Below are 24414 nucleotides of genomic sequence, written 5' to 3'. Positions count from 1 at the left end.
AATATGCCGGATGTCCGCCAGATAATGCCAAACCAGTTATCGGAGTTAATCTGGCGGTAATATTGAGCAGAGCGTCATTGTAATTCCTCCCTGGCAATGGAGTGCGCATTGCCATTCAATCATCCCACGAAAATTTATATTGATATTTGGCGTTTTGTTTGTGAACGGTCATTTCGTGCTCGACAAATATGCAGGTAGAATGTCGTTTCCATGCCGCAACTAACGATATCATCGCCGCGCTATTGGGGTTGTTTAAAACGAGCGACGCCGCGTTAATAGCTATTTTTTCATTGTTATTACGAAGAAACCATTATGACCGACTTGCAACGCCGTATTTTCCTCCGACGCTCAACGATGCTCGTTGCTTCCGGCGCGCTTAGCGCTTGCGGTGGCGGCGGTGGTGGCGGCAATGGGGCCGCCGCCGCGCCCACCTCGACCGCCGCCAGCGGCGTGCAAACACCATCGACCAGCCCGTTCGATCCATCCACGCCGGCCACGCCGGAACCGGGCACGGCCATCGCCAACGCCCGCTTCAGTGTCATCAGCACCACCGGCCAGACTTCCGTGCCGTTTTGCCTCGGCTTTGCATTCCGCCGCGGCGACTTGCCGGCGAGCCGTTCGATCGGCTCGGACAAGGGCGCCTTGCAGATCAACGTCAAGAACCTGTGGCCGGACGGTTCGGTCAAGTTCGCGCTGTTGTCGGGCCAGGCCAGCCTGCCCACGGCGGCCGGCACCACGATCAACTTGGGCGTGGTCGCCTCCAGCGCGGGCGACCCCGCGATCGACACGGCGCGCCTGCGCACCAGCGGCGCCGTCGCCGAAGTGGGCTGCGGCGCGTTCGGCAGCGCCAGCTGGCAGGGCGCCGACTGGGACAGTCCGTTCAAGGTCTGGGTCAGCGGCCCGCTGATGTCGTCCTGGATCTACCGCAAGCCGGTCGGCAGCGACCCGCACCTGGTGGCCTGGCTCGAAGTGCGCATGTGGGCCAGCGGCGCGCTCGAAGTGCTGCCGTGGATCGAGAACGGTTACCTGCGCGTGGCCGCGCCCTCGAACAAGGCCGCCACGTATACCTTCTCCCTCAATGGCAGCGCGCGCATGTCGGCCGCCATCGACCTGAAACACCACCAGCGCACCCCGCTGATCAGCGGCAGCGCCCTGTCGTACTGGAGCGGCGCCGATCCTGGCGTGGTGCCGCGCCAGGATGCGGCCTACCTGCAGGCGAGTGAACTGGTGCCCTCGTACCAGGCGCGCCTGGGCGCCGAAGCGGCCGCCGTCAAGGCCCTGGTAGCGAGCTATACGCCGCTCCAGGCGGGCAATTTCATCTACGACGGTGACAGCATGGCGTCGTCCGGCTACCAGGACCCGATCGGCCTGCTGCCGCAGCACGACGTGCTGTTCCTCGTGGCGGACGTGCCGGCCGCGTATGCCGCCGTGGTGCGCAATGGCTTTTCGGCCGGGCGCTATGGCCTGCACTACCGCGATGAAAGCACCAACCGCCCGCTGCGTTTTTCCAGCTACCCGACCCTGAATATCCGCAGCGGCCATGGCTTCAAGGATACCGGCGGCTCCACCAACGGCCAGTACACCCCGGTGGCCACGGGCGGCAATCCGCCCACCTGGGATGTGGCGCACAGCCCCTCGGTCGGCTTTGCGGCCTACCTGGCCACGGGCCGTTTCTACTTCATGGAGCAGGTGCAGTTTGCCGCCACCGCCAACTACCTTGGCAATGGCGACAACGCCGCGCTGCGCACCGGCAGCAAGGGCCTGGTGCAGACCGCCGTCGCCGCCTGGCAGACCCGCAGCTGCGCGTGGGACTGGCGCGCGCGCGTGCAAGCCCTGTGCATCACCCCTGACGACGATAGCGCCCTGCGCGCCGAATTCATCGCCTCGGTCGAAGCCAATATCGACCACTTCCACGGGCGCTACGTGGCCCAGTCGAACAACCCGTTCGGCTGGATCAAGCCGGGCGAAGGCTACGACGGCACCATCCGCGTGGCCTCGCCATGGCAGCAGGACTTCGTCACCGCGGCCTTCGGCTATTCGGTGTCGCTGGGCTTGCCCATTTCGGGCGCGGCCAGCACCAAGCTGGGCGCCTTCTTTGCCTGGAAGGCGCGCAGCGCGATCGGCCGGCTCGGCACCAAGGATGGCTTCTGGTACATCAACGCGGTGCCGTACACGATGGTCATTTCGCCCGTCGCCAAGCCCGATTACGATACCGGCACCGGCCCCTGGTACAGCTCCGAGGCCGCGGTGTACGCCGCCACCTACGCGACGCCGCCGGCCTGGATGGGCAAGACCGAAGGCACCCTGGCCGGCGAATACATGCCGGGCGAGCGTGCCTTGTGGGGCAACCTGGTGCCGGCGATTGCCTACGCGGTGCGCCACGGCGTGCCGGGCGCGCGCGACGCCTACGAGCGCATGACGCGCGCCACCAACTGGGGCACCTTGCGCGCCGCCTTCGACGTCAAGCCGGTGTGGGGCGTGAAGCCGGCGCAGTACACGCCAGTGCCGCCGCTGCCGGTGCCAAGCACCCCGCAGGAAGGCGATCCGACCTGGTTCGCCGGCAAGGCGCTGGGCGAATGGATCGAAATCGCCGGCACGTCCGGCGCGGGCGGGGCGGCGGTGCATGCCTACAGCGGCATTGCCTTCAACGAACGCACCAACGAGATCCTGATCGCCGCCGCCGGCGGCCACCTCGATTCGGCCGACAACCGCGTGGTGTCGCTGCGCCTGACCGACAATGCACCAAGCTGGCAGCTGCGCCATGGCCAGTCCTCGGCCACCGCGATCGATGTGGCTTACTACACCGACGGCAAGCCGACTTCGCGCCACCTGTACAGCACCGTGCATTTCGTGCCGCAGCTGAACCGCCTGATGATGTTCGGGGTGCGCGGCGCCTACGGCAACGCGCACTTCTTCAACAAGGTCGATGGCTTCGACCTGGGCACCAATACCTGGGACCCGCCCGGAACCTGGGCCGATGCCCCGGCCGGCCACCTGGGCGCGGTGATGATCCGCGCCACGGGCGACACCTGGAGCACCGGCCTGGCGCGCTTTTCGGCGGCCACGCGCACCTGGAGCCAGCCGATCACGCAGCGCACCGGCGACACCATCCGCTGGCCGATCGCGCACGATTCGCTGCGCAACCAGCTGTTCTCGCTGAACTGGGCTGACGGCATGGGTTATGGGACGCTGGGCGTATTCGCATCGCGCGTGCCGGTGGACGGCTCGGCGCAGATCTCGGTGAGCTTCAATCCGGGTGCGGCGCTGGAGAGCTTCAAGGCCGACAAGCCAACCTACGCCGGCATGGACTACGATCCGGCCAACGACCGCTTCCTGTTCTACTGCGGCCAGGGAGCGGGCGCGGGACGCATCTACGTGATCAAGCCGAACGGGGGCAATACCTGGGACATGAGCATGTTCGAGCTGGCCGGCGCCACCATGCCGCCCGCGACCACGGGCGCCGGGGTGCATAACCGCTTCCGCTACGTACCGGCGCTGCGCGGTTTCATGCTGATGCCGAATGGGAAGACGCACAACATCTTCTTCATCCGCACTTCGGCATAAAGACCGTCAGATCAGCCGGTCGGCCACGCCCCGCGCGGCGCGGCCGGCCGCTTCGCGCGCCAGTCCCGTGAGGCCGCGCAGCGATTTGGGGTTGTACGCCACCAGGCCCCAGCGCTCGCGCCGGTGGCTCATCCAGGTTTTTTTGTACGCGTCGTCGCCGATCAGGTAATCGACTTCGTTCACCTTGTCCTTGTCGATCGCGTGCTCCATCAGCATGGCCGTGATCAGGGTTCCCGGCGAATAACCCTTGAAGCGCTCGTCGTAGGCCAGCTTGTAGATTTCGGCGCGTCCGTGCGAGACGATCCACAGCTGCGCGGCCACCGGTTCGCCATCGATCCACGCCAGTCCAAGGCGCAGGAAGCCCTTGGCCGCATAGGCCTGCATCAACCCTGGCGTGAACGCCGGGAAGGGTTCGGGCTTTTTCCAGCTGGCCGCATACACCTTCTCGTAGGCGGCAATCGCCACCGGCAGTTCCTTGGTGTTGGTGACGATTTCCAGGGTGCCGCCATCGCCGGCGAACTTCTTGCGCATGCGGCGGATGGTGTTTTGCAGCGGTCCGCTGCGCGCCGCCAGGTAGCTGGCCCAGTCGCAGCTCACCGGCTGGTACCAGTTCCCGAAAGTGAAATACTCGAATGCGATCCAGCCCTTGATGCGCATCGCGCCCAGCAAGGTCTGGTAGGAATGCGAGGCCGGGTCCATCGGCGTCAATGTCAGCGACGCCAGCCCGGGAAACTCGGCCTGGATGGCCGACAGTACCGCCACCATCTCGCGCGATTTCAGGCCCGGTTCGAGCACCGGCTCGTACAGGCTCGTATAAAAATTCGACAGCGAAGCCAGTTGCCAGGTGCCGCCGGCCTTTTCGGCGCGCAGCGGCAGCACCGCCATCAGTTGCTGGCCCTGGCGCAGCACGTAGAAGCGCAGGCCGGGATTGTCCGGATACACCGTCTCGACCAGGTTGCGGTACCACGCCAGGCCGCAGGCCACGTTGTGCTTTTCGGCCTTGGTCATGAAGGTCTGCACGTCGGCCGGAAGGGCGTCGGGATGGTCGAACACCTCCACCGCCAGGCCTTCGGGCGCTTGCGGGTTGCTGCGCCAGGCGCGCAGCGATACCACCAGCGCTTCGGCCACGTTCCAGCGGTACAGGGTGCGGTGCTGGATCCAGCGCTGGGCGGTAGCCCATTCGAGCTGGTTCTGGTCGGCGTCGGTATAGAATTCGATGGCGCCGCCCGGGTCGGCCGCGAAGGCTTGGTCGATCACGTCGCGCAGCAGCAGGCGCCCCGGCGAGTAGTCGGCGAAGCGCTCGTCGTAGCTGGTCTTGAGGATCACGTACACGCCGTTGCGGCGCAGGATCAGGCGCGCGGCGGCCAGCGCGTCGCCGAACCACAGCTCGGACACAAAAGCATGGCCGTCGGCGGCGGAGCGCTGCATCAGGTCGCGGTAGAACTGGTGCTGGGCCGGGGTGGAACCGACCGCGGTGCCGTTGCGGCCCTTCCAGCCGGCGCCCTCCAGCGCGGCGTAGCGGTCGACGGCGGCGACGATCTCGCCGGCCTCGCCGATGTGCACGCGGCGCTGGCCGATGCCGTTATCCAGCAGGCGCTTCTCGCGTTTCTTGATATTGCTTTGCAGTTGTTTGGAGCGCGACGACCAGTAGCCGGCGAAGCTGCCCGCCAGCTCGATCTTCATCGTCAGCGCGTGATTGAGCAAATGGCGGCGCGGCGCGGCGCCGGCCAGCACGGCGCCCACGGCCGGGTCGTTGCACAGCAGGTCGAGCTGGATCGCCATGCCGGGCAGGCTGCTCAATATCGAGGGCAGCAGCGCGCTATCGGCTACCAGGGTGGCTGCGATCTGCGCCTGCGGCGGCAGGAAGCTGGCCCACACCAGCGGGTTGCGCGGCTTGATCACGCACATCGCCTCGATCACGCCGTCGCGCCGGTACGCGCACAGGTGCTCGCTGCCGTCGCCGAAGTGCTGCAGCAGGCCGTCGATAAAGAGGGTGGTGAGGAGTGGATGGTCACCGAACAGGCGCCGGTTCAACTGGTCCCAGGCCGCGCCGTGCGCGCCCAGGGAGCGCTGCAGCGGCACGCTGGTCCAGCCGCTCATGCCAGCGCTTTCGCCACCAGCGCCGTCATCCACGCCATTTGCTGCGCGCTCAAGCCCTGATGGCAGGGCAGGTGCAGCAGGTGCAGGCGGTAGTTGCGCGCCACCGTGCAGCTCGACACCGCCATGTCATCCCAGCGGAAGATCGGCATGCCGGCCTGCTTCAACTGATAGAACACCGGGTCCGGTTCGGCGATCGTGATCGGGAACATGTACGGCGCGCAGTCGTCCGGCAGCTCGTGCATGAGGGCCTGGCCGCCGCGCGCGCCGGCTACCGCTTCCAGCCACTGGCGGTAATGCTGGCGGCGCTGTTCGATCAGGGGCGCGAGCAGCGTGCGCCGCATGACCCAGCGCGACAGGGCCAGGCTGTTCTTGTTTTCCATGGCGCGCTGGTACAGGGGCGACGGACGGTCGTGGCGTTCGCTGATGTCCTGGCCGCGCAGCGCGGCGTCGCGCGGCACCGTCCCGGTGGCGTCGACGCGCGCGGCGCGGTTGCGCGACCACGCCGATGCGAAGGCTTTCGCTTCGCGCAGCAGGCCGGGGCGGGCCGGTGGCGTGATCGGGAACAGGGCCGGGTTGGCCCACAATACGCCGCCGTCTTCGCAGCCGAAAAACTTGTACGGGCTGGCCATCAGCACATGGTCGGCATTCGCTTGCGCGCCCTGGGCGCGCTTGGCCGCCACCTGCCAGGCATGCGAGCAGTCTTCGATGAACATGAGGCCGTGGTGGCGGCACACGGCCATCACCGCAGCCAGCAGCGCGGGCGGCTGCTCGAAGCCGAAGTAGTGCGGCAGCACCAGCGCCTTGATGCCATGGTCGCGCGGCGCCAGCAGGGCGCGGATGCTGTCCACGCGCGGCGTCAGGTCGCTGTCGACTTCATAGAACAGCACCGTGCCGCCCAGCGCCAGCGCCGGGTCGATCATGGTGCGGCAATGGTAGGACGGGGCCAGGAGCGCCGTACCCGGGCCGATGCCGGCCGCCTGGTAGGCCGCGTGCATGGCGTAGCGGCCGCGCGCGAAGTGGCGCACGGCGGTGCCGTCGATCAGGGCCGGAGCGACCGTGCCGCTTCCGCCAAAACTCAGGTCGGCCCAGCGCAGGCTGGGGAACAGGGGCGCGCGCGGACGGGGAAATTCACAGGCTAGGGCGTCGAAACGCTGGTATTCGGGCATCGGTTTCAGCTTTGCGGTGCGGAGCGCTGCTTGAACCACTGCTCCATCATCATCAGGACCCACACCATGGTGCCGTGGTAGCCGGCGTGCTCGTTGAGGTGCTGGCCGACCAGCGCGTCGATGAATTCCGGGCGCACGATCTGGCGTTGTTTGAGGTCGGACAGGCTGTCGAGCGCGAGCTGCTGCAGCGGCTTGTGCTTTTGCAGCCACACGCCGAACGGCAGGCCGAAGCCATGCTTTTGCTTGGTGATGATTTCGTCGGGCAGGAAGCCGCGCAGCGCTTCCTTGAAGAAGTAGCGCAGCTGGGTGCCATTGAGTTTCTGTTTGGCCGTCAGGCGCGCCGAGAACCCGACCATCTGGTCGGACAGGAAAGGGAAGGCCGCTTCCATCCCCGCCAGTTCGCAGGCCTTGATCACTTTCGGCAGGTCGTTGTCGGCCAGGGTGACTTTCAGGTCGAGCGCCAGCATGCGGTTGATCAGGCTCGACGCGTCGTTCTGGGCGTAGGTGTGCGACAGGCTGGCCAGCGGCGCGCCCACATCCGCACTGGCCAGGAATGCGCCGGTAAACACTTGCGAGGGGCCGAAGCGGCCCAGCAGGTTGTAGGTTTCCAGGCGCGCCGGCATCGGCAGCGAGGCTTGCTCGATGTAGCTGCGCGCCTTGCGAATCAGCTTGAGGCGCTCGCCGGCCGGGAAGTTGAATACGGCCGGTTCCAGCAGCGCCTTGCGCAGCAGGCCGGGCACCTTGTCGTACAGGGCGAACACGTGCTGCTTGGAGTAGCGCTCGTTGCCGCCGAAAAGTTCGTCGCCGCCGTCGCCGCCGAGCATGCGGGTGACGCCGTCGGCGCGCGCCAGGCGCGCGCAGTAGAAGGCCGGCACCGCCGAGGCGTTGCCGAAGGGCTGGTCGAACACGGCGCCGATGCGCGGAATGGCGGCCACCACGTCATCGGGCGTGACGTAGTATTCGTGGTGGCTGGTGCCGAAGTGTTTCGACGCCAGGCGCGCGTACGACATTTCATCGTAGCCTTCGGCCTCGAAGCCGATCGAATAGGTGTTGACCGGCTTGTCGTCAAGCTCGCGCATGATGCCGGCGATGGTGGAGCTGTCGGTGCCGCCGCTGAGAAACGCGCCGTACGGCTGCTTGCCGGCGGCGTCACGCACGCTGCTGCGCAGCAGCTCGCGGAATTGCTGCTTGAGGTCTTCGAACGCGTGCTGCGGCTGTTCGTCGAACACCATGCGCCAGTAGGCGCGCTTTTCCACGCGGCCCTGCTTGAAGCGCAGGCATTCGCCCGGCAGCAGGCGTTGCTGGCCGCGGTACACGGTGCCCGGCGCCGGCACCATGTGGAAGTAGACGTAGTTGTACAAGCCTTGCGGATCGATCGCTCCGGGCGTGAGCGGATGGCGGATCAGCGCGTCCGACGAGGTGGCGAACACCAGCGCCTCGCCCACCGTCTGGTAGCTCAGCTGGTGGGTGCCCATGCGGTCGATCGCCAGCAGGGCGTCGCCGTTGGCGTTGTCGAGAATGGCGAGCGCAAAGGCGCCGCTCAGTTTGACGCAGACGGCATCCGGGTCACGCCGCCACAGGCGCGCCACGCGCTCGCCCAGGCCATCTTGCCGGCCCTGCGCATCGGCGCCGTCATCGAGTTCCGGTTCGCCCCACACGGCAACCACCAGGCCATCGCCCTGGTAAACGTGGGCGCTGGCGGCGCGCGCGGCCACCGCCAGCGCGCTGCGCGAGGCTTGCAGGGTGCTGATATCGGTCTTGTCGAAGGCGGCCAGCGGCACTGCCATGGCCTCGATCAGGACCTGGTTGTCAGCGGCACTGGCGCCGTGGCCGATCCATCCACACAGCCCGCTCACTGCGGTTTCCCGGAAAATTCAGTCATTGCATTCCTCGCGCTTGTGTTGATTTTTATTTGTTCGTTGGGTTTTATTCGTTGGTTGCGGATTATGGCATCAGACCAGCACTTCCAGCGCCACGGGATGGCTCAGGAAGGCAACCGGGCTGGCGGACAGGCCATATGCGCCGGATTGGAACACGACCACCAGGTCGCCGACGTCCGCCTTGGCCAGCGACATCTGGTCGGCCAGCAGGTCGAGCGGGGTGCATAGCGGACCGACCACGGACACGGTTTCGCGCTCGCCGGCGTTCATGCGGTTGCCGATGGCGACCGGGTAGTTCTTGCGGATCACCTGGCCGAAGTTGCCCGATGCCGCCAGGTGGTGGTGCAGGCCGCCGTCGGTGACCAGGTAGACCTGGCCGCGCGACTCCTTGCGCTCGATCACGCGGCTGACGTAAATGCCCGCCTCGGCCACCAGGTAGCGTCCCAGTTCGATCACGATCTCGGTATCGGGCAAGTCGCGCCGCACGTCGGGCAGGATGCGCTTGAGGTTCTCGCCCACGGCGGCCAGGTCGAGCCGTTCTTCGCCGGGGAAGTAGGGAATGCCGAAGCCGCCGCCGATATTGAGCGTGCGCAGGGGCCCGGGCCAGTGCGCGGCCAGGCGGATCGCCAGCGCGAAGGTTTTTTCGTGCGCGTCCTGGATCGATGCCGCTTTCAGGTTTTGCGAGCCGCTGTAGATGTGGAAGCCCTGGAAGTCGAGTTCCAGTTCGCGGATGCGCTCCAGCATGGCCGGCACGCGTTCGGCGTCGACGCCGAACTGCTTCGGTCCGCCACCCATCTTCATGCCCGACGATTTGAGTTCGAAGTCGGGATTGACCCGTACCGCCACGCGCGGCTTGACCGACAGGCGCCGGCCGATGACAGCGATGCGCTCCATCTCCGCTTCCGACTCCATGTTCAGCACCACGCCGGCGGCAATCGCGCAGCTCAGGTCCGTGTCGCTTTTGCCGGGACCGGCGAAGCTGACCAGGTGCGGCGCCATCGGCGTGTCGAGCGCCACGCGCTGTTCGCCGCCGGAAGCGATGTCGATGCCGTCGACCAGGGTGGCCATGTGCTGGACCACGGCCGGCATCGGATTGGCCTTCATGGCGTAATGCAGATGGATCTCGGGCGGCAGGTGGCGGCGCAGCAGTTCGACCCTCTCGGTCAGCTTGGCGCGGTCGTAGGCGTAGAAGGGCGTGCGCCCGACCCGTTCGGCCAGGCGTGTGAGCGGCATGCCGCCGATCTGCAGGCAATCGCCCTCGACCTCGAATTGCGCCAGCGGCGCGTGTTGCGGACGGGGGGCGCTCACGAGTTGGTTTCCTTTGCGGCTTCCATAAACAGCTGTTCCATTTGTACGCTCAAGAGTTTGCGGTCGATTTTACCGTTCGGGTTACGCGGCAGGCTGTCGGGCGAGATGATCACGCGCGCCGGCAGCATGTAGGCCGGCAGGTGCGGCTTGCACGCCGCCAGCAGGGCTTCGGCGGTCAAGGCGCTGCCTTCCTTCGGGTGCGCGACGACGACGATGGCCTGGCCCAGCGTGGGGTGGGCCAGGCCGATGGCGGCCGCTTCGGCCACGCCGTCGCGCGCGTAGATCACTTCCTCGACTTCGGAGGGGCTGACCCGGTAGCCGGAAGTCTTGATCATTTCATCGTTGCGGCTGATGAAGTATAAAAAGCCGTCTTCGTCCTTGCGCACGGTGTCGCCCGACCACACCGCCATTTCGGTCAGGGTCAGGCCGTGGTGTACGCTGACCACCGGCTTGAAGCGCTCGGCGGTCTTGGCGCTGTCGTTCCAGTAACCCAGCGAGACGAGCGCGCCGCGGTGCACCAGTTCACCGGCTTCGCCGGGATCGCATTCGCTACCGTCCGGGCGCAACACCATCACTTCGGCGTTCGGGATCGCCTTGCCCATCGAATCGGGGCGGCGCTCCAGCTCCGACGGCGGCAGGTAGGTCGAGCGGAAGGCTTCGGTCAGGCCGTACATCAAAAACGGCTGGGCATTCGGCAGCGCGCGGCGCAGCGCATCCAAGGTGGGGCGCTGCATGGCGCCGCCGGAATTGGTGAGGTAGCGCAGGGTGCAGCCGGCCGGCCAGGGCAGGGGCGCGATCTGGATCCACAGCGGCGGCACAGCGGCCAGGCCGGTGATGCGCTCCGCTTCCACGGCTTTCAAAATATCGCGTGCCAGCAGGTGGTTGATCAGCACCGCCGTGGCGCCCACGGAAAACGCGGTGGTCAACTGGCTCAGGCCATAGTCGAAGCTCAATGGCAGCACGGCCAGGATGCGGTCGGCCGCCGTGTTTTCCAGGTAGCTGGCCACGCTGCTGGCGCCGGCCACCATGTTGCGGTGCGAGAGCACCACGCCTTTTGGCTTGCCGGTGCTGCCCGAGGTGTACAGGATGGCGGCCATGTCGGTATCGATATTGCGCGCCGGCGCGGCGGCGGCCAGGGCGGCGGCCAGGGCGGCGTCCCAGGCCAGTACCGTGATGCGTTCGAGCGCGGGCGCGTTGTCGATGTTGCCGGTGACGATGACGGTGTGCAGGTCCGGGCAGGCGCCGAGGGCGGCGGCCAGCAATTTCAGGCGGTCGGCCGAGGTGACCAGGATGCGCACATTGCAGTCCGCCAGGATGTAGGCGACCTGTTCGGGCTTGAGCAGGGGATTGACGGGAACGAACACGCCGCCGGCCGCGGCGGCGCCGAACATGGCGGCCACGTTCTCGATGTTTTTTTCGAGATATACCGCGAGCCGCTCGCCACGCCCCAGGCCAAGACCGAGCACGGTTGTCGAGACTTGCCGTACAGACTCCGCAAGTGTTGCGTAATCCAGACGGCGGCTGCCATAAACGAGCGCCTCCGCTTGTGGGGTGCGGCCGGCTGAGCGGAAGATGAAGTCGTGGATCAAGTCACTCATTGAAACCTTGCGTACGGCTGGAAGCCAAAACGTTGCTGTTCGGGAAAGAAAAGGGGGCGACTTGCGCCAAGTAAAGACGCTAGCCAAATTGTGCGGAGAACAATTTTTCTCTGCAAGCGATATTTGGAGGAAGTTCAAGTACAATCTTACCACTTGAACACTAACAATATCAATTACATATTACTTAAGCGAATCCGCCACGGCCGCTTAGCCTGATACCTTAGCTTAATTCTTCACCAGATCGTCCATGAGAGACCTAGTCATTACGCTGGTTGTTTTCGGCTCGCTGCCGTTTATCCTCAAGCGCCCGTATATTGGTGTGCTGATGTGGGTGTGGATCAGCGTGATGAATCCGCACAGGCTCAGTTGGGGCTTCGCCTACTCCTTTCCGTTCGCCGCGATCATCGCCGGCGTCACCCTGGTTGGCCTGCTGGTCACCAAGGATCCGAAAAAGCTGCCCATGACGCCGATTGTGGTCACGCTCATGGCCTTCAGCGCGTGGATGGGCCTGACCACCATCTTTTCGATGTGGCCGAACGAATCGGTGGTGATGCTCAACCGTGTCGCGAAGATCATGCTGATGACCTTCGCCACCATCATGCTCATCAAGACAAAAGAGCAGGTCAAGCTGCTGATCTGGACCCTGGTCGGCTCGCTCGGCTATTACGGGGTCAAGGGCGGCATCTTCACCGTGGCCACGGGCGGCGGCAGCATCGTGTGGGGGCCGCAGGGCAGCTATATCGAGGGCAATAACGAAGTCGCGCTGGCGTTCATCACCATCATTCCGGTGATGGCCTTCCTGTATATGCAGGCCCAAAAGAAATGGGTGCGCTGGGGCATGGCCGCGTCGATCCTGCTGTGCGCATTCGCCGCGCTCGGTTCGTATTCGCGCGGGGCGCTGGTGGGGATCGCGGCGATGCTGTTCTTCCTGTGGCTGAAAAGCCCCAAGAAGCTGTTGCTGGGTGGCCTGATGGTGCTGATCGTGCCGATTGCGATCACCTTCATGCCCGATAAATGGTCGTCGCGCATGGAGACCATCAATACCTACAAGGAAGACAGTTCGGCCATGGGGCGCATCAATGCCTGGTATATGGCCTACCACCTGGCGCTGGACCGCCCGCTTGGCGGCGGCTTTGAAATCTACAACCGGACCGCCTTCGAGCTGTACGCGCCGGTGCCGGACGATGTGCACGCGGCCCACAGCATCTATTTCCAGGCGCTGGGCGAGCATGGCTTTGTCGGACTGGGGCTGTATTTATTGCTGGCTTTCCTCACCTGGCGCAAGGCGGCCTGGATCGTGCGCATGACGGCGAAAAGGGAGGACTTTACATGGGCCGGGGACCTTGCCCGCATGATCCAGGTGAGCCTGATTGGCTTCGGCGTGGGCGGCGCCTTCCTCAGCCTGCTGTATTACGACGTGCCGTATTACTTGATGGCGGCCGTGGTGAGCACCGGTTACATCGTCGAGAAAGCGCTGGAAGCCGAGGCGGCTGCGGCCAGGGCCGCCGCGCGCGATGCGGCCCGTCTTGCCCGGATCGAGGCCGAGACGCAGGCCCAGGCCCAGGCCCAAGCCCCGCGTCCGGCCGCGTCATGACCTTATCCACCACGAAAGAGCATTCCATGCCGCTACAGCGTACCGATCGCTTCGATTCCGGCCCCGCCGGTCCGGCCTGGGCCGGCATGGCCAGCCACGCCATGCGCCATCTGGGGTTCCTGGGCAGCGCGCGCCAGCGGCTGTCGATCCTGATCTTTCACCGGGTCCTGGCGCAGCAGGATGCGATTTTTCCGGACGAAGTCGACGCGCGCCGCTTCGATGCGCAGCTGACCCAGCTGAAACAGTGCTTCAATATCATCTCGCTGGCCGATGGCGTGCGCGGCTTGAGGGCTGGCAAGCTGCCGCCGCGCGCCGCCTGCATCACGTTTGACGATGGCTATGCCGACAATGCGGAGATCGCCTTGCCGATACTGCAGCGGCATGGCGTGCACGCGACGTTTTTCATCGCCAGCGGCTTCCTGAACGGCGGGCGCATGTGGAACGACACGGTGATCGAGCTGATCCGCCGGGCGCCGGAGCGGATCGATTTGCGGCCTGCCGGGCAGGGCGAGTTCGTGCTCGATATCGTGGCCAGCCGGCAGGCGGCAATTTCGACCCTGCTGGGTGCGCTCAAGTACTTGCCGCTCGACGAGCGCCTGCGCCAGGTGGCGGCGCTGTGCGCGCTGGTGCCGGTCGCGCTGCCCGACAAGCTGATGATGAGCTCCGAACAGGTGCGCCAGCTGCACCGGGCCGGCATGGAGATCGGCGCGCATACGGTGAACCATCCGATCGTCGCGCGCATGGATGCGGCCGGGGCGCGCCAGGAAATTGTCGACGGCAAGGCTGCGCTGGAAGCGATCATCGGCGCGCCGGTGCGGCTGTTTGCCTATCCGAACGGCAAACCGGGACAGGATTACCTGGCCGAGCATGTGGCCATCGTGAAGGAACTGGGGTTCGACGCGGCAGTGTCGACCTCGTGGGGCGCGGCGCGGCCGGGGGGCGACCTGTTCCAGCTGCCCCGCTTCACGCCGTGGGACCGCAGCCAGTTCCGTTTCATGCTGCGCATGATGCAAAATTTGCGGCGCAATGGCGACACGGTTTAGCGGCCGCGCACGCGCAGTGGCGGTCTGGACTGATCAGGCGAGGCCCGTGTACCATGTCGCGATCTCCCCGACTGTATCAGCATTCACTTATTTAGGATTTCCATGTATCTCGAAGACATCAAAACCATCCTCACCGACGTGCTCAGCCTGGGCGACGCCGGCAAGGCATTGAACGAACAATCGGCCCTGCTGGGTAGCATCCCCGAGCTCGACTCGATGGCGGTGGTGAACCTGATGGCCGCGCTCGAAGAACACTTTGGCATCACCATCGACGACGATGAAATCAGCGCCAGCACCTTTGAGACGCTGGGCAGCCTGAACGCGTTCGTGAAGCAAAAACTGGCCTGATGACGGCCCATCCCAAGCCGCCGGGCGCCGAGCCCTTCTTTCTCCAGACGGACTTGGGACAACGTTTCTGCCTGTTCCACCCGCCCGCCGGGCCGCGCTGCCACGGCGCGGTCCTGTACGTGCATCCTTTCGGCGACGAAATGAACAAGGCGCGCCGCATGGCCGCCCTGCAGGCGCGCGCGCTGGCGGCGCAGGGCTACGGCGTGCTGCAGCTCGACCTGTACGGCAGCGGCGACAGCAGCGGCGAATTTGCCGATGCCCGCTGGGAAATTTGGAAAGAGGACCTGGCTGCCGGCTGCGGCTGGCTCTCGGCCCGCCTGGCGGCGCCGCTGACCGTGTGGGGCCTGCGCCTGGGCGCCTTGCTGGCGCTGGACTATGCGCACACGGCGCGTCATCCGCTGGCGCAGCTGGTGCTGTGGCAACCGGTGCAAAACGGCGCCACCTTCCTGACCCAGTTCCTGCGCCTGCTCACCGCCAACGCCATGCTGGCCGAGGGCGGCGACGCCAAAAAAACCGATAAAAGCACCGGCACGGCCGCCTTGCGCGCCACCCTGCTCGGTGGCGAGATGCTCGAAGTGGCGGGCTATGAAATCGCCCCGGCGCTGGCCGCCGCAATCGACAGCAAGGACGCGGCCAAGCTTGCACCGCTGGGCTGCCCGGTGCACTGGATGGAAACCTCGGCCGCGGCCGAGCGGCCTTTGACGCCGGCTGTGGCGCGCCTGGCCGATGCCTGGCGCGAAGCCGGCGTGGACCTGCACTTGCAGCAAGTCGCCTGCACGCCATTCTGGTCGACCCAGGAAATCGCCGAGTCGCCCGAGCTGCTGGCGGCCACATCGGCCCTGTTTCAAGGAGCGCCGCATGGACTATCGTGAAGCTGTGCTCAGTTTCGACTGCGGCGGCGATGCGCTGTTCGGCATCGTCAGCGTGCCGGCGCAGCCGGCCAGGCGCGCGCTGCTGATCGTGGTGGGCGGCCCGCAGTACCGGGTCGGCAGCCACCGCCAGTTCACCACGCTCGCGCGCGGGCTGGCGGCGCAGGGGATCGCCTCGCTGCGCTTCGACTATCGCGGCATGGGTGACAGCCACGGCGCCATCCGCGATTTCGACGTGGTCGGCGACGACCTGCGCGCCGCTGTCGACAACTTGTTCAAGGCCCTGCCCGGCATTGAAGAAGTGGTCATCTGGGGCTTGTGCGACGGCGCCTCGGCGGCGATTTTCTACGCCGCCGACGATCCGCGCGTGACCGGGCTGGTGCTGCTCAACCCGTGGGTGCGCACCAGCGGCGGCCATGCCAAGGCCACCATCAAGCACTATTACCGCGCCCGATTGTTTGACCCGGAACTGTGGAAAAAGATCCTGCGCGGCCAATTCAATGTGGCCGCCGCCGCCAGCTCATTCCTGCGCATCGCCGGCGCCGCGTTCGGCAAGGGCAAGGGTGGCGCATCCGGCGCCGCCGCGCCGGCATCGCTGCCGGACCGCATGCAGGCCGGGCTGGCGCGTTTTCGCGGTAAAGTGCTGTTGATCATCAGCGGCGCCGACCTGACCGCCCAGGAATTTCTCGACACCGCCGCCGCATCGGACAAGTGGCAAGGCTTGCTGGCCGCGCCGCAGGTGTCGCGCCAGACCTTGCCCGAGGCCGACCACACGTTTTCGCGCCGCGTGTGGAAAGACCAGGTGCTGGGCTGGACCGGCGACTGGCTGCGCTCGTGGTAAGCGCGCGGCCTCCTTCATGCCAGATCAAAGGATATCGATGAAACTATTGCCCTACCTGTTAGCCGGCACCGTGCTGCTGACCTCGACCGGCGCCCAGGCGCTCAATTACTGCGGCGAACTGAAGAATCACTACGGCCCGCTCGATTACCGCAAGCGCGGCCAGGTCAACCTCGAAATCGTCGAGGGCGCCCACTTCACGCCCGAAGTCGAGGCCGGCATCAAGGGCAATACCAGCTATCTCGGCGGCGACCTCGACTACACCCTGCGCGCCATTCCCAACCATGCGCGCGCCCTGGCCACCCTGGCCATGGTCAGCCTGCGCGACAAGCAGGTGAAGGTGCCCGCAACCAAGTGGCCGGTGGAATGCTATTTCAACCGCGCGATCCGCTTCGCGCCGGATGATGCCGCCGTGCGCGCCACCTACGGCAGTTATCTGCTATCGCTCGGCAAGACCAACGAAGCCGTCAATATGTTCACCAGCGCGGTCGAACTGCAGCCGGAAGACCCGACCATCAATTACAACACCGGGCTGGCCTATCTCAGGAAAAAAGAGTACGACAAGGCCCGCCTGCACGCCAAGAAGGCGTATGAACTGGGCTTTCCTTTGCCGGGGCTCAAGAACAAGCTGGTCGAGGCCGGCAAGTGGGACGAGCCCGCGCAATGACGGGCCCGCTGCCGCAGCGCCGCCCCTGTCGCGGCCAGGGCTGAGGCGCACCCGATGCGCCGCCTGGTCCTGGTCTTTGTCGTCCTGATCGTCTACGGCAGCCTGTATCCGTTCGCCGGCTGGAGCGCGCCGCGCGCGTCCCTGTTCGGCTTTTTGTTTGGCGGTCATGTGCGCGTGGAAAAGGCCGACCTGGTCCAGAACGTGCTGGCCTACATGCCGTTCGGCCTGTTCATGGTGGCCTGGCTGATGCGCAGCACGCGTTTCGGCGTGGCGCTGGTGACGGCGGCGGTGGCCGGCGGCATGCTGAGCCTGGCGATGGAATCGATCCAGCAATTCCTGCCGAGCCGGGACGCTTCGCGCATCGACCTGGTATTGAATATTTTCGGCAGCCTGGCCGGCGGCGTGCTCGCTTCCTTGCTGCACGGCGACACCCTGGCCGGGCCGCGCCTGGCCGCCTGGCGCGCGCACTGGCTGCGGCGCGGCACCTTGCCCAACCTGGGGCTGGCAGCGCTGGCGCTGTGGGCCTTGTCGCAAACCAGCCCGCTGGTGCCGACCTTCGACATGGGACAGCTGCGCAACGGGCTGGCGCTGCTGTACCGCTCGCTGCACCAGCCGCAGGCGATGGAGATGGCGCAGATGCTGACCTACGCCTGCTATCTTGCCGGCCTGGGCATGCTGGCGCGCACCCTCACGCGCGAAGGCAAGCCAGCCTTGCTGCTGTTCGGCTCGCTCGTTGCCTGCGTGCTCCTGCTCAAGATCATCATCGAAGGGCGCCAGTTGTCGCTCGAAGCGGTCGCCGGCGCCTGTGCCGCGTGGATGTTCCTGCTCCTGGCCAGCCGCATGCGGCGCGCGGCGTGGATGGGCGTGGTGCTGATCGGCGCCGGTTTCGTCATCAGCGAACTGGCGCCGGGGCCGGATGGGATGGTGTATGGTTTTAACTGGATTCCGCTGGTGGGGCAGATGCGCTCGCTGTCGGGGCTGCAAAACATCCTCGACATTTTCTGGCCGTTTTTTGCGATTGCCTATCTGGCGCGATTGACGACGCCGATCGGGCACCGCCAGCCGGTCATGGTCATCGGCACGGTGTTCATTGGCGCGGTGGTATTCTGGCTGGAGTGGTCGCAGCAAGACTTGCCGGGGCGCTTCGGCGATATCACGCAGGTGCTGCTGGCCTGCGCGGGATGGGTGATTCCGTGGACGTTTGCGGGGCCCGATTTTATGCAGGAGGTGGCTGGCAAAAAGGATATCGGGCTCCGCACAATTAGATGAGTCATTACAGCGCACACACCGGCGCAAAAATAATGTCAATCAAGCCATTAATCTCCCTATAATGTGGCGGTGATTGGGCAAAACAGCTGACGAGAATATTTCGCTTATGGTTTTCAAGGAGTAATAGCATGCAGAATAACGAAGAAACGCATCAGCAGTTTATTAGCGATGAGCTTCAGATCCCCGCGCGGGAAGCGGCCCTGGCGTCGTTGAAACTGGCAGCCCTGAGCGGTAACGCCGAGGCCCAGGTCGACTATGCGAAAACCTTGCATCAGTCATTCGACGATGCAGCTGCGGCCTTTCCGTGGATGGAACGCGCCGCTTCGCAGAAAAATGTGGATGGCATGTACGGGCTGGCGCTGTTTCTTCACAACGGCTGGGGTTGTGCTCCAGACCAGGAACGGTCCCTTGCCCTGATGCGGGCTGCCGCCGAGGCCGGCAACGTATGGGCGCAATTTGACGTGGGCTTGTACTACATGAAGGGCTACGGTTGCCAGCCCGACATGGCGCAGGCGTTGGAATGGATAACGAAAGCGGCGCAAGCCGGCCTGGCGTCGGCCCAGTATGAACTGGGCGTGCTGTATCTGAATGGCGAAGGCGTGGCGCAGGATTTCAAGGAATCGGTGGCGTGGTTTCTGAAGGCTGCCGAGCAGGGTAATGCTGATGCCATCTTCTATCTCGGCACGGCCTTTTATGATGGCTTGGGCGTGGAAAAAGACCCGGTCAGAGGTCTCGATATCATGCAAGATGCGGTGAAATTGGGCTCGTCCGTTGCACAACGCTATATTCACAAGTTCGAAGAGCGCAGCTCCACGCCTTCCTGATTTGCGCCAGTGTCGAAGGGCCGGTCTCCATGTATCAGCTTATCGCGCCCTTGGCATAGTCCGGACATGACATTTTCAACGGTATTTTTCTGTTTGCTGGCGGCGAGGGTCGTCTCCGACATGCTGAGCCTGTTTAGCGAACATCCCATTTTCGATATCATCTCGGGAATCATCGTTCTGCCCGGTGCCGCCACCTTGCTGGTCGCGGACGCGGGCGACGCGTTCGGCTACGTCGCCCTGGTAATGGCCATGTACTATCTGGCCGTTGGCGCAATGGCATTGTCGAGGCGGAAGCGCCCCGACGCCAGGCCCGCCAGCGCGCGGATGAGCGCCCTTACGCGCCCGCCGCCGCCGATTTGATCGCGTGCCGGCTCATCAGATCGTACAAGGTCGGCCGGCTAATCCCCAGCAACTCCGCCGCGCGCACGATGTTGCCATCGACCCGCGCCAGCGCCTTGACGATGGCCGCATACTCGGCTTCGTCGCGCACCTGGCGCAGGTTGATCGGCTGCTCCGGCTCGGCCGAGGCCGACAATCCCAAATCGTCCGCCGTGATCTGCGGCCCGTCGGCCATGATGATGGCGCGCTTGATGCAGTTTTCCATCTCGCGCACATTGCCCGGCCACGGGTAGCTTTCGATCACGCCGATCGCTTCCTGGCTGAAATGCAAGGTCGGCCGCGATTCCTGCGCGCAGAACTTGTTCTTGAAATGGTGGGCCAGCAGCGCCGCATCGCCGATCCGGTCGCGCAGCGGCGGAATGGTGACCACGATTTCCGACAGGCGGTAATACAAATCCTCGCGGAAACGCCCACTGGCCGACAAGGCCTTGAGGTTCTGGTGCGTCGCGCACACGATGCGCACATCGACCGCGATTTCTTCATGTCCGCCGACGCGCTCGATCACGCGCTCCTGCAAAAAGCGCAGCAACTTCGCTTGCAGCGACATCGGAAGATCGCCCACTTCATCGAGGAAGAAGGTACCGCCGTGCGCCAGCTCGACCTTGCCCTTGGTCTGCTTGACCGCGCCCGTGAAGGCGCCTTTTTCGTAGCCGAACAGTTCGCTCTCTAACAGGTTCTCGGGAATCGCCGCGCAGTTGATTGCCATGAAGCGCTGGTTGGCGCGCGGACTCAACTGATGCAGCGCACGCGCCAGCACTTCCTTGCCGGTGCCGCTTTCGCCCAGCACCATCACCGACGCCGAGGTCGGCGCCACTTTTTCGATATTGCGGCACACGCGCTGCATGCCGGCGTCGCGGCTGATCACGCCGCTGAGCGGCGAATCGGCCTGCGACTGGCGCATGCAGCGGTTTTCCTGCTGCAGCGCATGCAGATAGAAAGCGCGCTGCACCACCAGGCCCAGCATTTCGGGGTCGAACGGCTTCTGATGGAAGTCGTATGCACCCAGCCCAATTGCTTCGACCGCGTGCGCATGGTTTTGGTTCCCGGTCAGGACGATGACCTTGGTATCGGGCGCCAGCGCCAGGATCTGGCGCAGGGTGGCCAGGCCTTCGGTGGCGCCGTCCGGATCGGGCGGCAAGCCCAGGTCCATGGTCACCACCGCCGGCTCGTGGCGGCGCACCTGGGCCAGCGCGGCGTCGCGGTCGCCCGCCACCACCACCTCGTAGGCATCGAAGCACCAGCGCAGCTGCTTTTGCAGGCCCGGGTCGTCTTCGATGATCAGCATCTTCATTTTGTTTTGGGTCACAGCGATCCTCTGGCCGTCACGCGGCTCTGTCGACAGTTTGGATGTCCTGCTGGCACAGGGGCAGGGTGATTCTGAACGTGGTGCCGCGCGGTGGCGTGCTGCTCACCGCCAGGCTGCCGCCGAGTTCATGGATGTATTCGCGGCTCTCGAAGGCGCCAATGCCCATGCCGGCCGACTTGGTCGATTCGAACGGCTTGTACAGGCGCTCGCGGATGAATTCTTCGCTCATGCCTTCGCCGGTGTCGCGGATCTCGATGATAACCGAATCGTCCGCACGGCTGAGCGTGATTGCTACCTGGCCTTCCTTGGGCGTGGCTTCGATCGCGTTCTGGATCAGGTGGCCCACCACCCGCTCCAGCCGCTCCCAGTCGGCCACTACACGCAGGCGCGGCTCGCTGATCGTGAGCAGGGGACGCGGCTCGAAGGCGGCCTTGTTGGCGACCGCCTGGGCCAGCAGTTTTTCGATCGAGAGCGGGGCCGGGCGCTCCTGCGAGGCGCTGCGGCTGAGCTTTTGCAGCATCAGGCGCATCTTTTGCACCGACAAGGTCACGGTTTCGAGCATGTCGCGCTGGAACTCGGGATTGTCCTTGTGCTTTTCGGCATTCGGGATCAGCAAGCCCAGCTGCGACACCAGGTTCTTCAGGTCGTGCACCACGAAGGTCGACATGCGGTTGAAGGACTCGAACTGGCGCGCCAGCATCAGGGCGCTGGCCGCTTCATGCTGGGCCAGATAGCTGGCGGCCTGGCTGCCGGCAATCTTGAGCAAGTCGATCACTTCCCAGTTCAGGGTGATGGCGCTGCGCGGCTGCAACAGCAGCATGAAGCCGAACAGGCGGCCCTGCAGCATCAGCGGCACCACCAGCCGTCCGCGCGGGAATTTACCCAGCCACTCGGGCAGCACCAGGCCTTCGTACTTGTCGGGGTCCTTGGTGAATTCCTGCAAGTCGACCACCCACTGGCGCGATTCCAGGAAGCGGCAAAAGGCCGAGTCGTCCGGTTCGGACGGGGCGCTGTCGGGCAAGTGCCAGCTGGCCACCGGTTCGCACCGGCCCGCTTCGCGCCGGATCCACAGCATGCCGCCGGAACTTTCCACCAGCTCGCCCACCGCTTGCAGGGTGCGTTCGCCCAGGTTGGGACCGGCCTCGGACAGGGTGCGCGTAAAACGCAGCCATTCTTCGCGGTAGTCATAGTTATAGCTGTAGAAATGCTTGCTGATGAACACTTTCAGCCAGGAGCGGAAGGTGCCCGAGAACAAAATGCCGGCCAGCAGCACCAGCGCGCCGAACAGGAAGGCCATCTGCATCAGCGAGCCCCACTGGCCGCCGAAGTAGCGCAGATAATAGCCGGCCGCGCCCATCGCCAGCAGGTAGGCGGCCGAGCCGAACAGGGCGGCCGAATGGAACAGCAGGCGGCGCGACACGGCGATATGGGTCGACCACGAGGCGCTGCGCGCCACCGAGACCGCGATCAGGGGCGCGGTCAGGGCATTGACCACGCCGCGCGCGGACCAGATCTCGGGATTGACCTGGCGCATCAGCAGGGCGTTACTGTACAGATAGAAATCGTAGACGAAGATGCCGCCGATGCCGAGGCAGGCGAACTTGATGGCCCAGCGCTCTTGCACCGGCTTGTTGCGGTACAACTGTTCGACCAGCAGCATGCCGAGCACAGCCATGCCGATGCGCGCCATCACGCCCAGGATGCCGCTCTGCTGGCCCAGTATGGCGGGATAGAATTCGGACAAGACCTTGTCGGCCAGCACCAGCACGTACAGCACGGCGACCGCCGGCAGGGCCGGGGTGCGGCGCAGCTGGCGCCAGCTGGTGCCCTCGAAGTGGCCCAGCAGCGACAGCAGCACCACGGTCCAGGCGCCGTTGCGCGCCACTTCCAGCAGTTCGCCAGCCCAGTTCTGGGGCAGGGTGCCCCAGGCCTGGGCCGCCAGCGCGCCGCTCCACAGCACCGTCAGGGCGCAGGCGCTGGCCAGTACCGAGGCGTGCTGGCGGCTGCGCCAGCGCGTGCCCAGCACGGCGCCGAGCATCGCAAACGCGAGCGCGGCAATGGAATAGCTAAAGGTAGCGATGTTGGTCAGCATTCCGGTCCCGTCGTCTTTCCGGTGTGGATCGAATTGCCGGGCGAGGCCGGCGCAGCCGCCCGCCCCAAGGTGCAGGCCGCAGTCAACGCCCGTGACTGCCCATGACGACCTTGAGCGTGTCGATCAGGATCAGCAGGTCAAGGAACAGGCTGTTGTTTTTCACATAATACAGATCATACTGGAGCTTTTGCACCGCGTCATCGACAGATGCGCCATAACCGTAGCGCACCTGGGCCCAGCCGGTGATGCCGGGCTTGATGCTGTGGCGTACGTTGTAGTAGGGAACCTGCTCGGTCAGCTGCTCCACGAAGTAGGGCCGCTCGGGGCGCGGGCCGACGAAACTCATCTCGCCCTTGAATACATTGAGGATCTGCGGCAACTCGTCGATCCGGCATTTGCGGATGAAGTTACCCACGCGCGTGACGCGCGGATCGTTCTGGGCGGCCCACTGCGGCTTGCCGCCCTTTTCGGCATCGTTGTACATGCTGCGGAACTTGAGCACCTTGAAGGTTTCGCCATTCGTGCCGACCCGTTCCTGCTGGTAAAAGATCGGTGCGCGGTCTTCGATGAAAATGGCCAGCGCGGTCAGGAACATCACCGGCAGCGAGACCACCAGCAAGGTGGCGCTGACCACCAGGTCGAAAGTGCGCTTGACGAAAATGCGGATGAAACTCTGGTCGAAGCCGCCGCCGAATACCAGCCAGCTCGGCTGCAGCGAATCGACCCGGATCTGGCTCGTTTCACGCTCGAAGAAGGTGGCGGCATCGATCACTTTCACGCCGTACAGTTTGCACTCAAGCAGTTCCTTGATCGGAAAGGCGCCGCCGCGGCGGTTTTCCACCGACACCACGATTTCCTCGACATCATGACGGCGTGCCAGGGTCAGCAGCGATTCGTCGCCGCGCACTTCCAGCAAAGCAGAAGCCGGCACCCGCGAATCTTCCGACGGCATGGCGATGAAGCCGGCGATTTCATAGCGGTGGTAGACCTGGGCGCGGTTGGCCAGTTCGCGGCATTCGTTGGCCAGGGCGCCGCCGCCGACGAACAGGATGCGCGACTCGAACTTGCGCGCTTCCGATGTTTTGAAGAAAATCGTGCGCGCCACAAAGATCCCGCCAGCCCCGATCATGAACACCAGCAGCATGATGCCGCGCCCGAAATACAGGTTCGGCGCCACATAGAACAGCAGTGTCAAAATGCAAAAGCCCATCGCAAAGGACGGCAACAGCTTCTGGAAGAAGGGATTGCGCAAGCCTTCGGTCAGGTTGAGCTGGTACATGCCGAGCGCGCTCATGCTGAACACGATGGCGATGGCGTAGGCGATCGCCGAGATCAGGAAATTGTCCAGGTGCGGCGGCAGCGAGGTCTTGCCGTCTTCGTAGACGCGCAGCGCCGCGCCCGCGTACGCCGAGCCAATCAGGATCAGCACCTCGACAAACAGCAGCACGAACACAACCCGTGAGACATAGTGATTAGAAATCCGAAGCATTTTTCCACCCCTGGACAGGAAAAGTGGCGTTGCGTGGCGGGCCCAGATGGCGCCCGGCCG

General features: G+C 65.0%; 18 protein-coding genes. 10 read left to right on the top strand and 8 right to left on the bottom strand.

Annotated features, from left to right (window positions below; translation table 11 throughout):
- Positions 1–354 precede the first annotated feature (354 nt).
- Positions 355–3564 (top strand): hypothetical protein, encoded by a 3210-nt coding sequence (locus PO883_RS02355; RefSeq protein ID WP_289308335.1) that lies wholly within the window; start codon positions 355–357, stop codon positions 3562–3564.
- Between the two features lie 6 nt (positions 3565–3570).
- Here the strand turns inward: PO883_RS02355 and PO883_RS02350 are convergent, their stop codons facing one another.
- The 5 genes from PO883_RS02350 to PO883_RS02330 all read right to left on the bottom strand — a co-directional run bounded on the left by PO883_RS02350 (position 3571) and on the right by PO883_RS02330 (position 11616).
- A complete protein-coding gene (locus PO883_RS02350) occupies positions 3571–5664 on the bottom strand; it encodes a GNAT family N-acetyltransferase (RefSeq protein ID WP_289308334.1) in 2094 nt (697 codons plus the stop codon).
- Complete coding sequence (locus tag PO883_RS02345) at positions 5661–6830, bottom strand: DegT/DnrJ/EryC1/StrS family aminotransferase (RefSeq protein ID WP_289308333.1); 1170 nt, start codon at positions 6828–6830, stop codon at positions 5661–5663. Before PO883_RS02345 ends, PO883_RS02350 begins: the two co-directional genes overlap by 4 nt.
- Before the next feature lie 5 nt (positions 6831–6835).
- Positions 6836–8686: an asparagine synthase-related protein gene (locus tag PO883_RS02340; RefSeq protein WP_289308332.1), complete on the bottom strand. Its 1851-nt coding sequence runs from the start codon at positions 8684–8686 to the stop codon at positions 6836–6838.
- 96 nt (positions 8687–8782) lie between these two features.
- The gene (locus PO883_RS02335; RefSeq protein ID WP_289308331.1) at positions 8783–10018 is read right to left on the bottom strand and encodes a pyridoxal-dependent decarboxylase, exosortase A system-associated; all 1236 of its coding nucleotides are present in this window, start codon (positions 10016–10018) and stop codon (positions 8783–8785) included.
- Positions 10015–11616 carry an acyl-CoA ligase (AMP-forming), exosortase A system-associated gene (locus tag PO883_RS02330; RefSeq protein ID WP_289308330.1) on the bottom strand — a complete coding sequence of 534 codons (1602 nt, stop codon included), beginning with the start codon at positions 11614–11616 and terminating at the stop codon, positions 10015–10017. The genes PO883_RS02335 and PO883_RS02330 overlap by 4 nt, the downstream gene beginning before the upstream one ends.
- A gap of 247 nt (positions 11617–11863) precedes the next feature.
- Here PO883_RS02330 and PO883_RS02325 point away from each other — a divergent pair, with 247 nt between their 5' ends.
- The 9 genes from PO883_RS02325 to PO883_RS02285 all read left to right on the top strand — a co-directional run bounded on the left by PO883_RS02325 (position 11864) and on the right by PO883_RS02285 (position 19428).
- Positions 11864–13210, top strand: coding sequence for a putative O-glycosylation ligase, exosortase A system-associated (locus PO883_RS02325; RefSeq protein WP_289308329.1), 1347 nt, complete (start codon positions 11864–11866; stop codon positions 13208–13210).
- Between the two features lie 26 nt (positions 13211–13236).
- The gene (locus PO883_RS02320) at positions 13237–14253 is read left to right on the top strand and encodes a polysaccharide deacetylase family protein (protein WP_289308328.1); all 1017 of its coding nucleotides are present in this window, start codon (positions 13237–13239) and stop codon (positions 14251–14253) included.
- Positions 14254–14355: 102 nt separating this feature from the next.
- Positions 14356–14601, top strand: coding sequence for an acyl carrier protein (locus PO883_RS02315; RefSeq protein ID WP_289308327.1), 246 nt, complete (start codon positions 14356–14358; stop codon positions 14599–14601).
- Positions 14601–15473, top strand: coding sequence for a hydrolase 2, exosortase A system-associated (locus tag PO883_RS02310; RefSeq protein ID WP_289308326.1), 873 nt, complete (start codon positions 14601–14603; stop codon positions 15471–15473). Before PO883_RS02315 ends, PO883_RS02310 begins: the two co-directional genes overlap by 1 nt.
- A complete protein-coding gene (locus tag PO883_RS02305; RefSeq protein WP_289308325.1) occupies positions 15460–16311 on the top strand; it encodes a hydrolase 1, exosortase A system-associated in 852 nt (283 codons plus the stop codon). The genes PO883_RS02310 and PO883_RS02305 overlap by 14 nt, the downstream gene beginning before the upstream one ends.
- 37 nt (positions 16312–16348) lie before the next feature.
- A complete protein-coding gene (locus PO883_RS02300) occupies positions 16349–16975 on the top strand; it encodes a M48 family metallopeptidase (protein ID WP_167084358.1) in 627 nt (208 codons plus the stop codon).
- Positions 16976–17029: 54 nt separating this feature from the next.
- Complete coding sequence (locus PO883_RS02295; RefSeq protein ID WP_289308324.1) at positions 17030–18244, top strand: VanZ family protein; 1215 nt, start codon at positions 17030–17032, stop codon at positions 18242–18244.
- A 128-nt stretch (positions 18245–18372) separates the two neighbouring features.
- Positions 18373–19068 (top strand): tetratricopeptide repeat protein, encoded by a 696-nt coding sequence (locus PO883_RS02290; RefSeq protein WP_289308323.1) that lies wholly within the window; start codon positions 18373–18375, stop codon positions 19066–19068.
- 66 nt (positions 19069–19134) lie between these two features.
- Positions 19135–19428, top strand: coding sequence for a hypothetical protein (locus PO883_RS02285; protein ID WP_289308322.1), 294 nt, complete (start codon positions 19135–19137; stop codon positions 19426–19428).
- On the opposite strand, the gene prsR is transcribed toward PO883_RS02285, so the two are convergent.
- The 3 genes from prsR to PO883_RS02270 all read right to left on the bottom strand — a co-directional run bounded on the left by prsR (position 19403) and on the right by PO883_RS02270 (position 24354).
- Positions 19403–20773, bottom strand: coding sequence for a PEP-CTERM-box response regulator transcription factor (gene prsR / locus PO883_RS02280; RefSeq protein ID WP_167084348.1), 1371 nt, complete (start codon positions 20771–20773; stop codon positions 19403–19405). The two genes, PO883_RS02285 and prsR, sit on opposite strands and share 26 nt — an antisense overlap.
- 16 nt (positions 20774–20789) lie before the next feature.
- On the bottom strand, positions 20790–22865 hold the full coding sequence (gene prsK / locus PO883_RS02275; protein WP_289308321.1) for an XrtA/PEP-CTERM system histidine kinase PrsK: 2076 nt from the start codon (positions 22863–22865) through the stop codon (positions 20790–20792).
- Between the two features lie 82 nt (positions 22866–22947).
- Positions 22948–24354: a TIGR03013 family XrtA/PEP-CTERM system glycosyltransferase gene (locus PO883_RS02270; RefSeq protein WP_289308320.1), complete on the bottom strand. Its 1407-nt coding sequence runs from the start codon at positions 24352–24354 to the stop codon at positions 22948–22950.
- Between the last annotated feature and the right edge of the window lie 60 nt (positions 24355–24414).

Origin of the sequence: Massilia sp. DJPM01, assembly GCF_030348125.1 — a bacterium.
GTDB classification, from domain to species: Bacteria; Pseudomonadota; Gammaproteobacteria; order Burkholderiales; family Burkholderiaceae_D; genus Telluria_A; species Telluria_A frigida.
The sequence above is the reverse complement of the archived record's forward strand: the minus strand, read 5'-3'. Positions and strand labels throughout refer to the sequence as shown.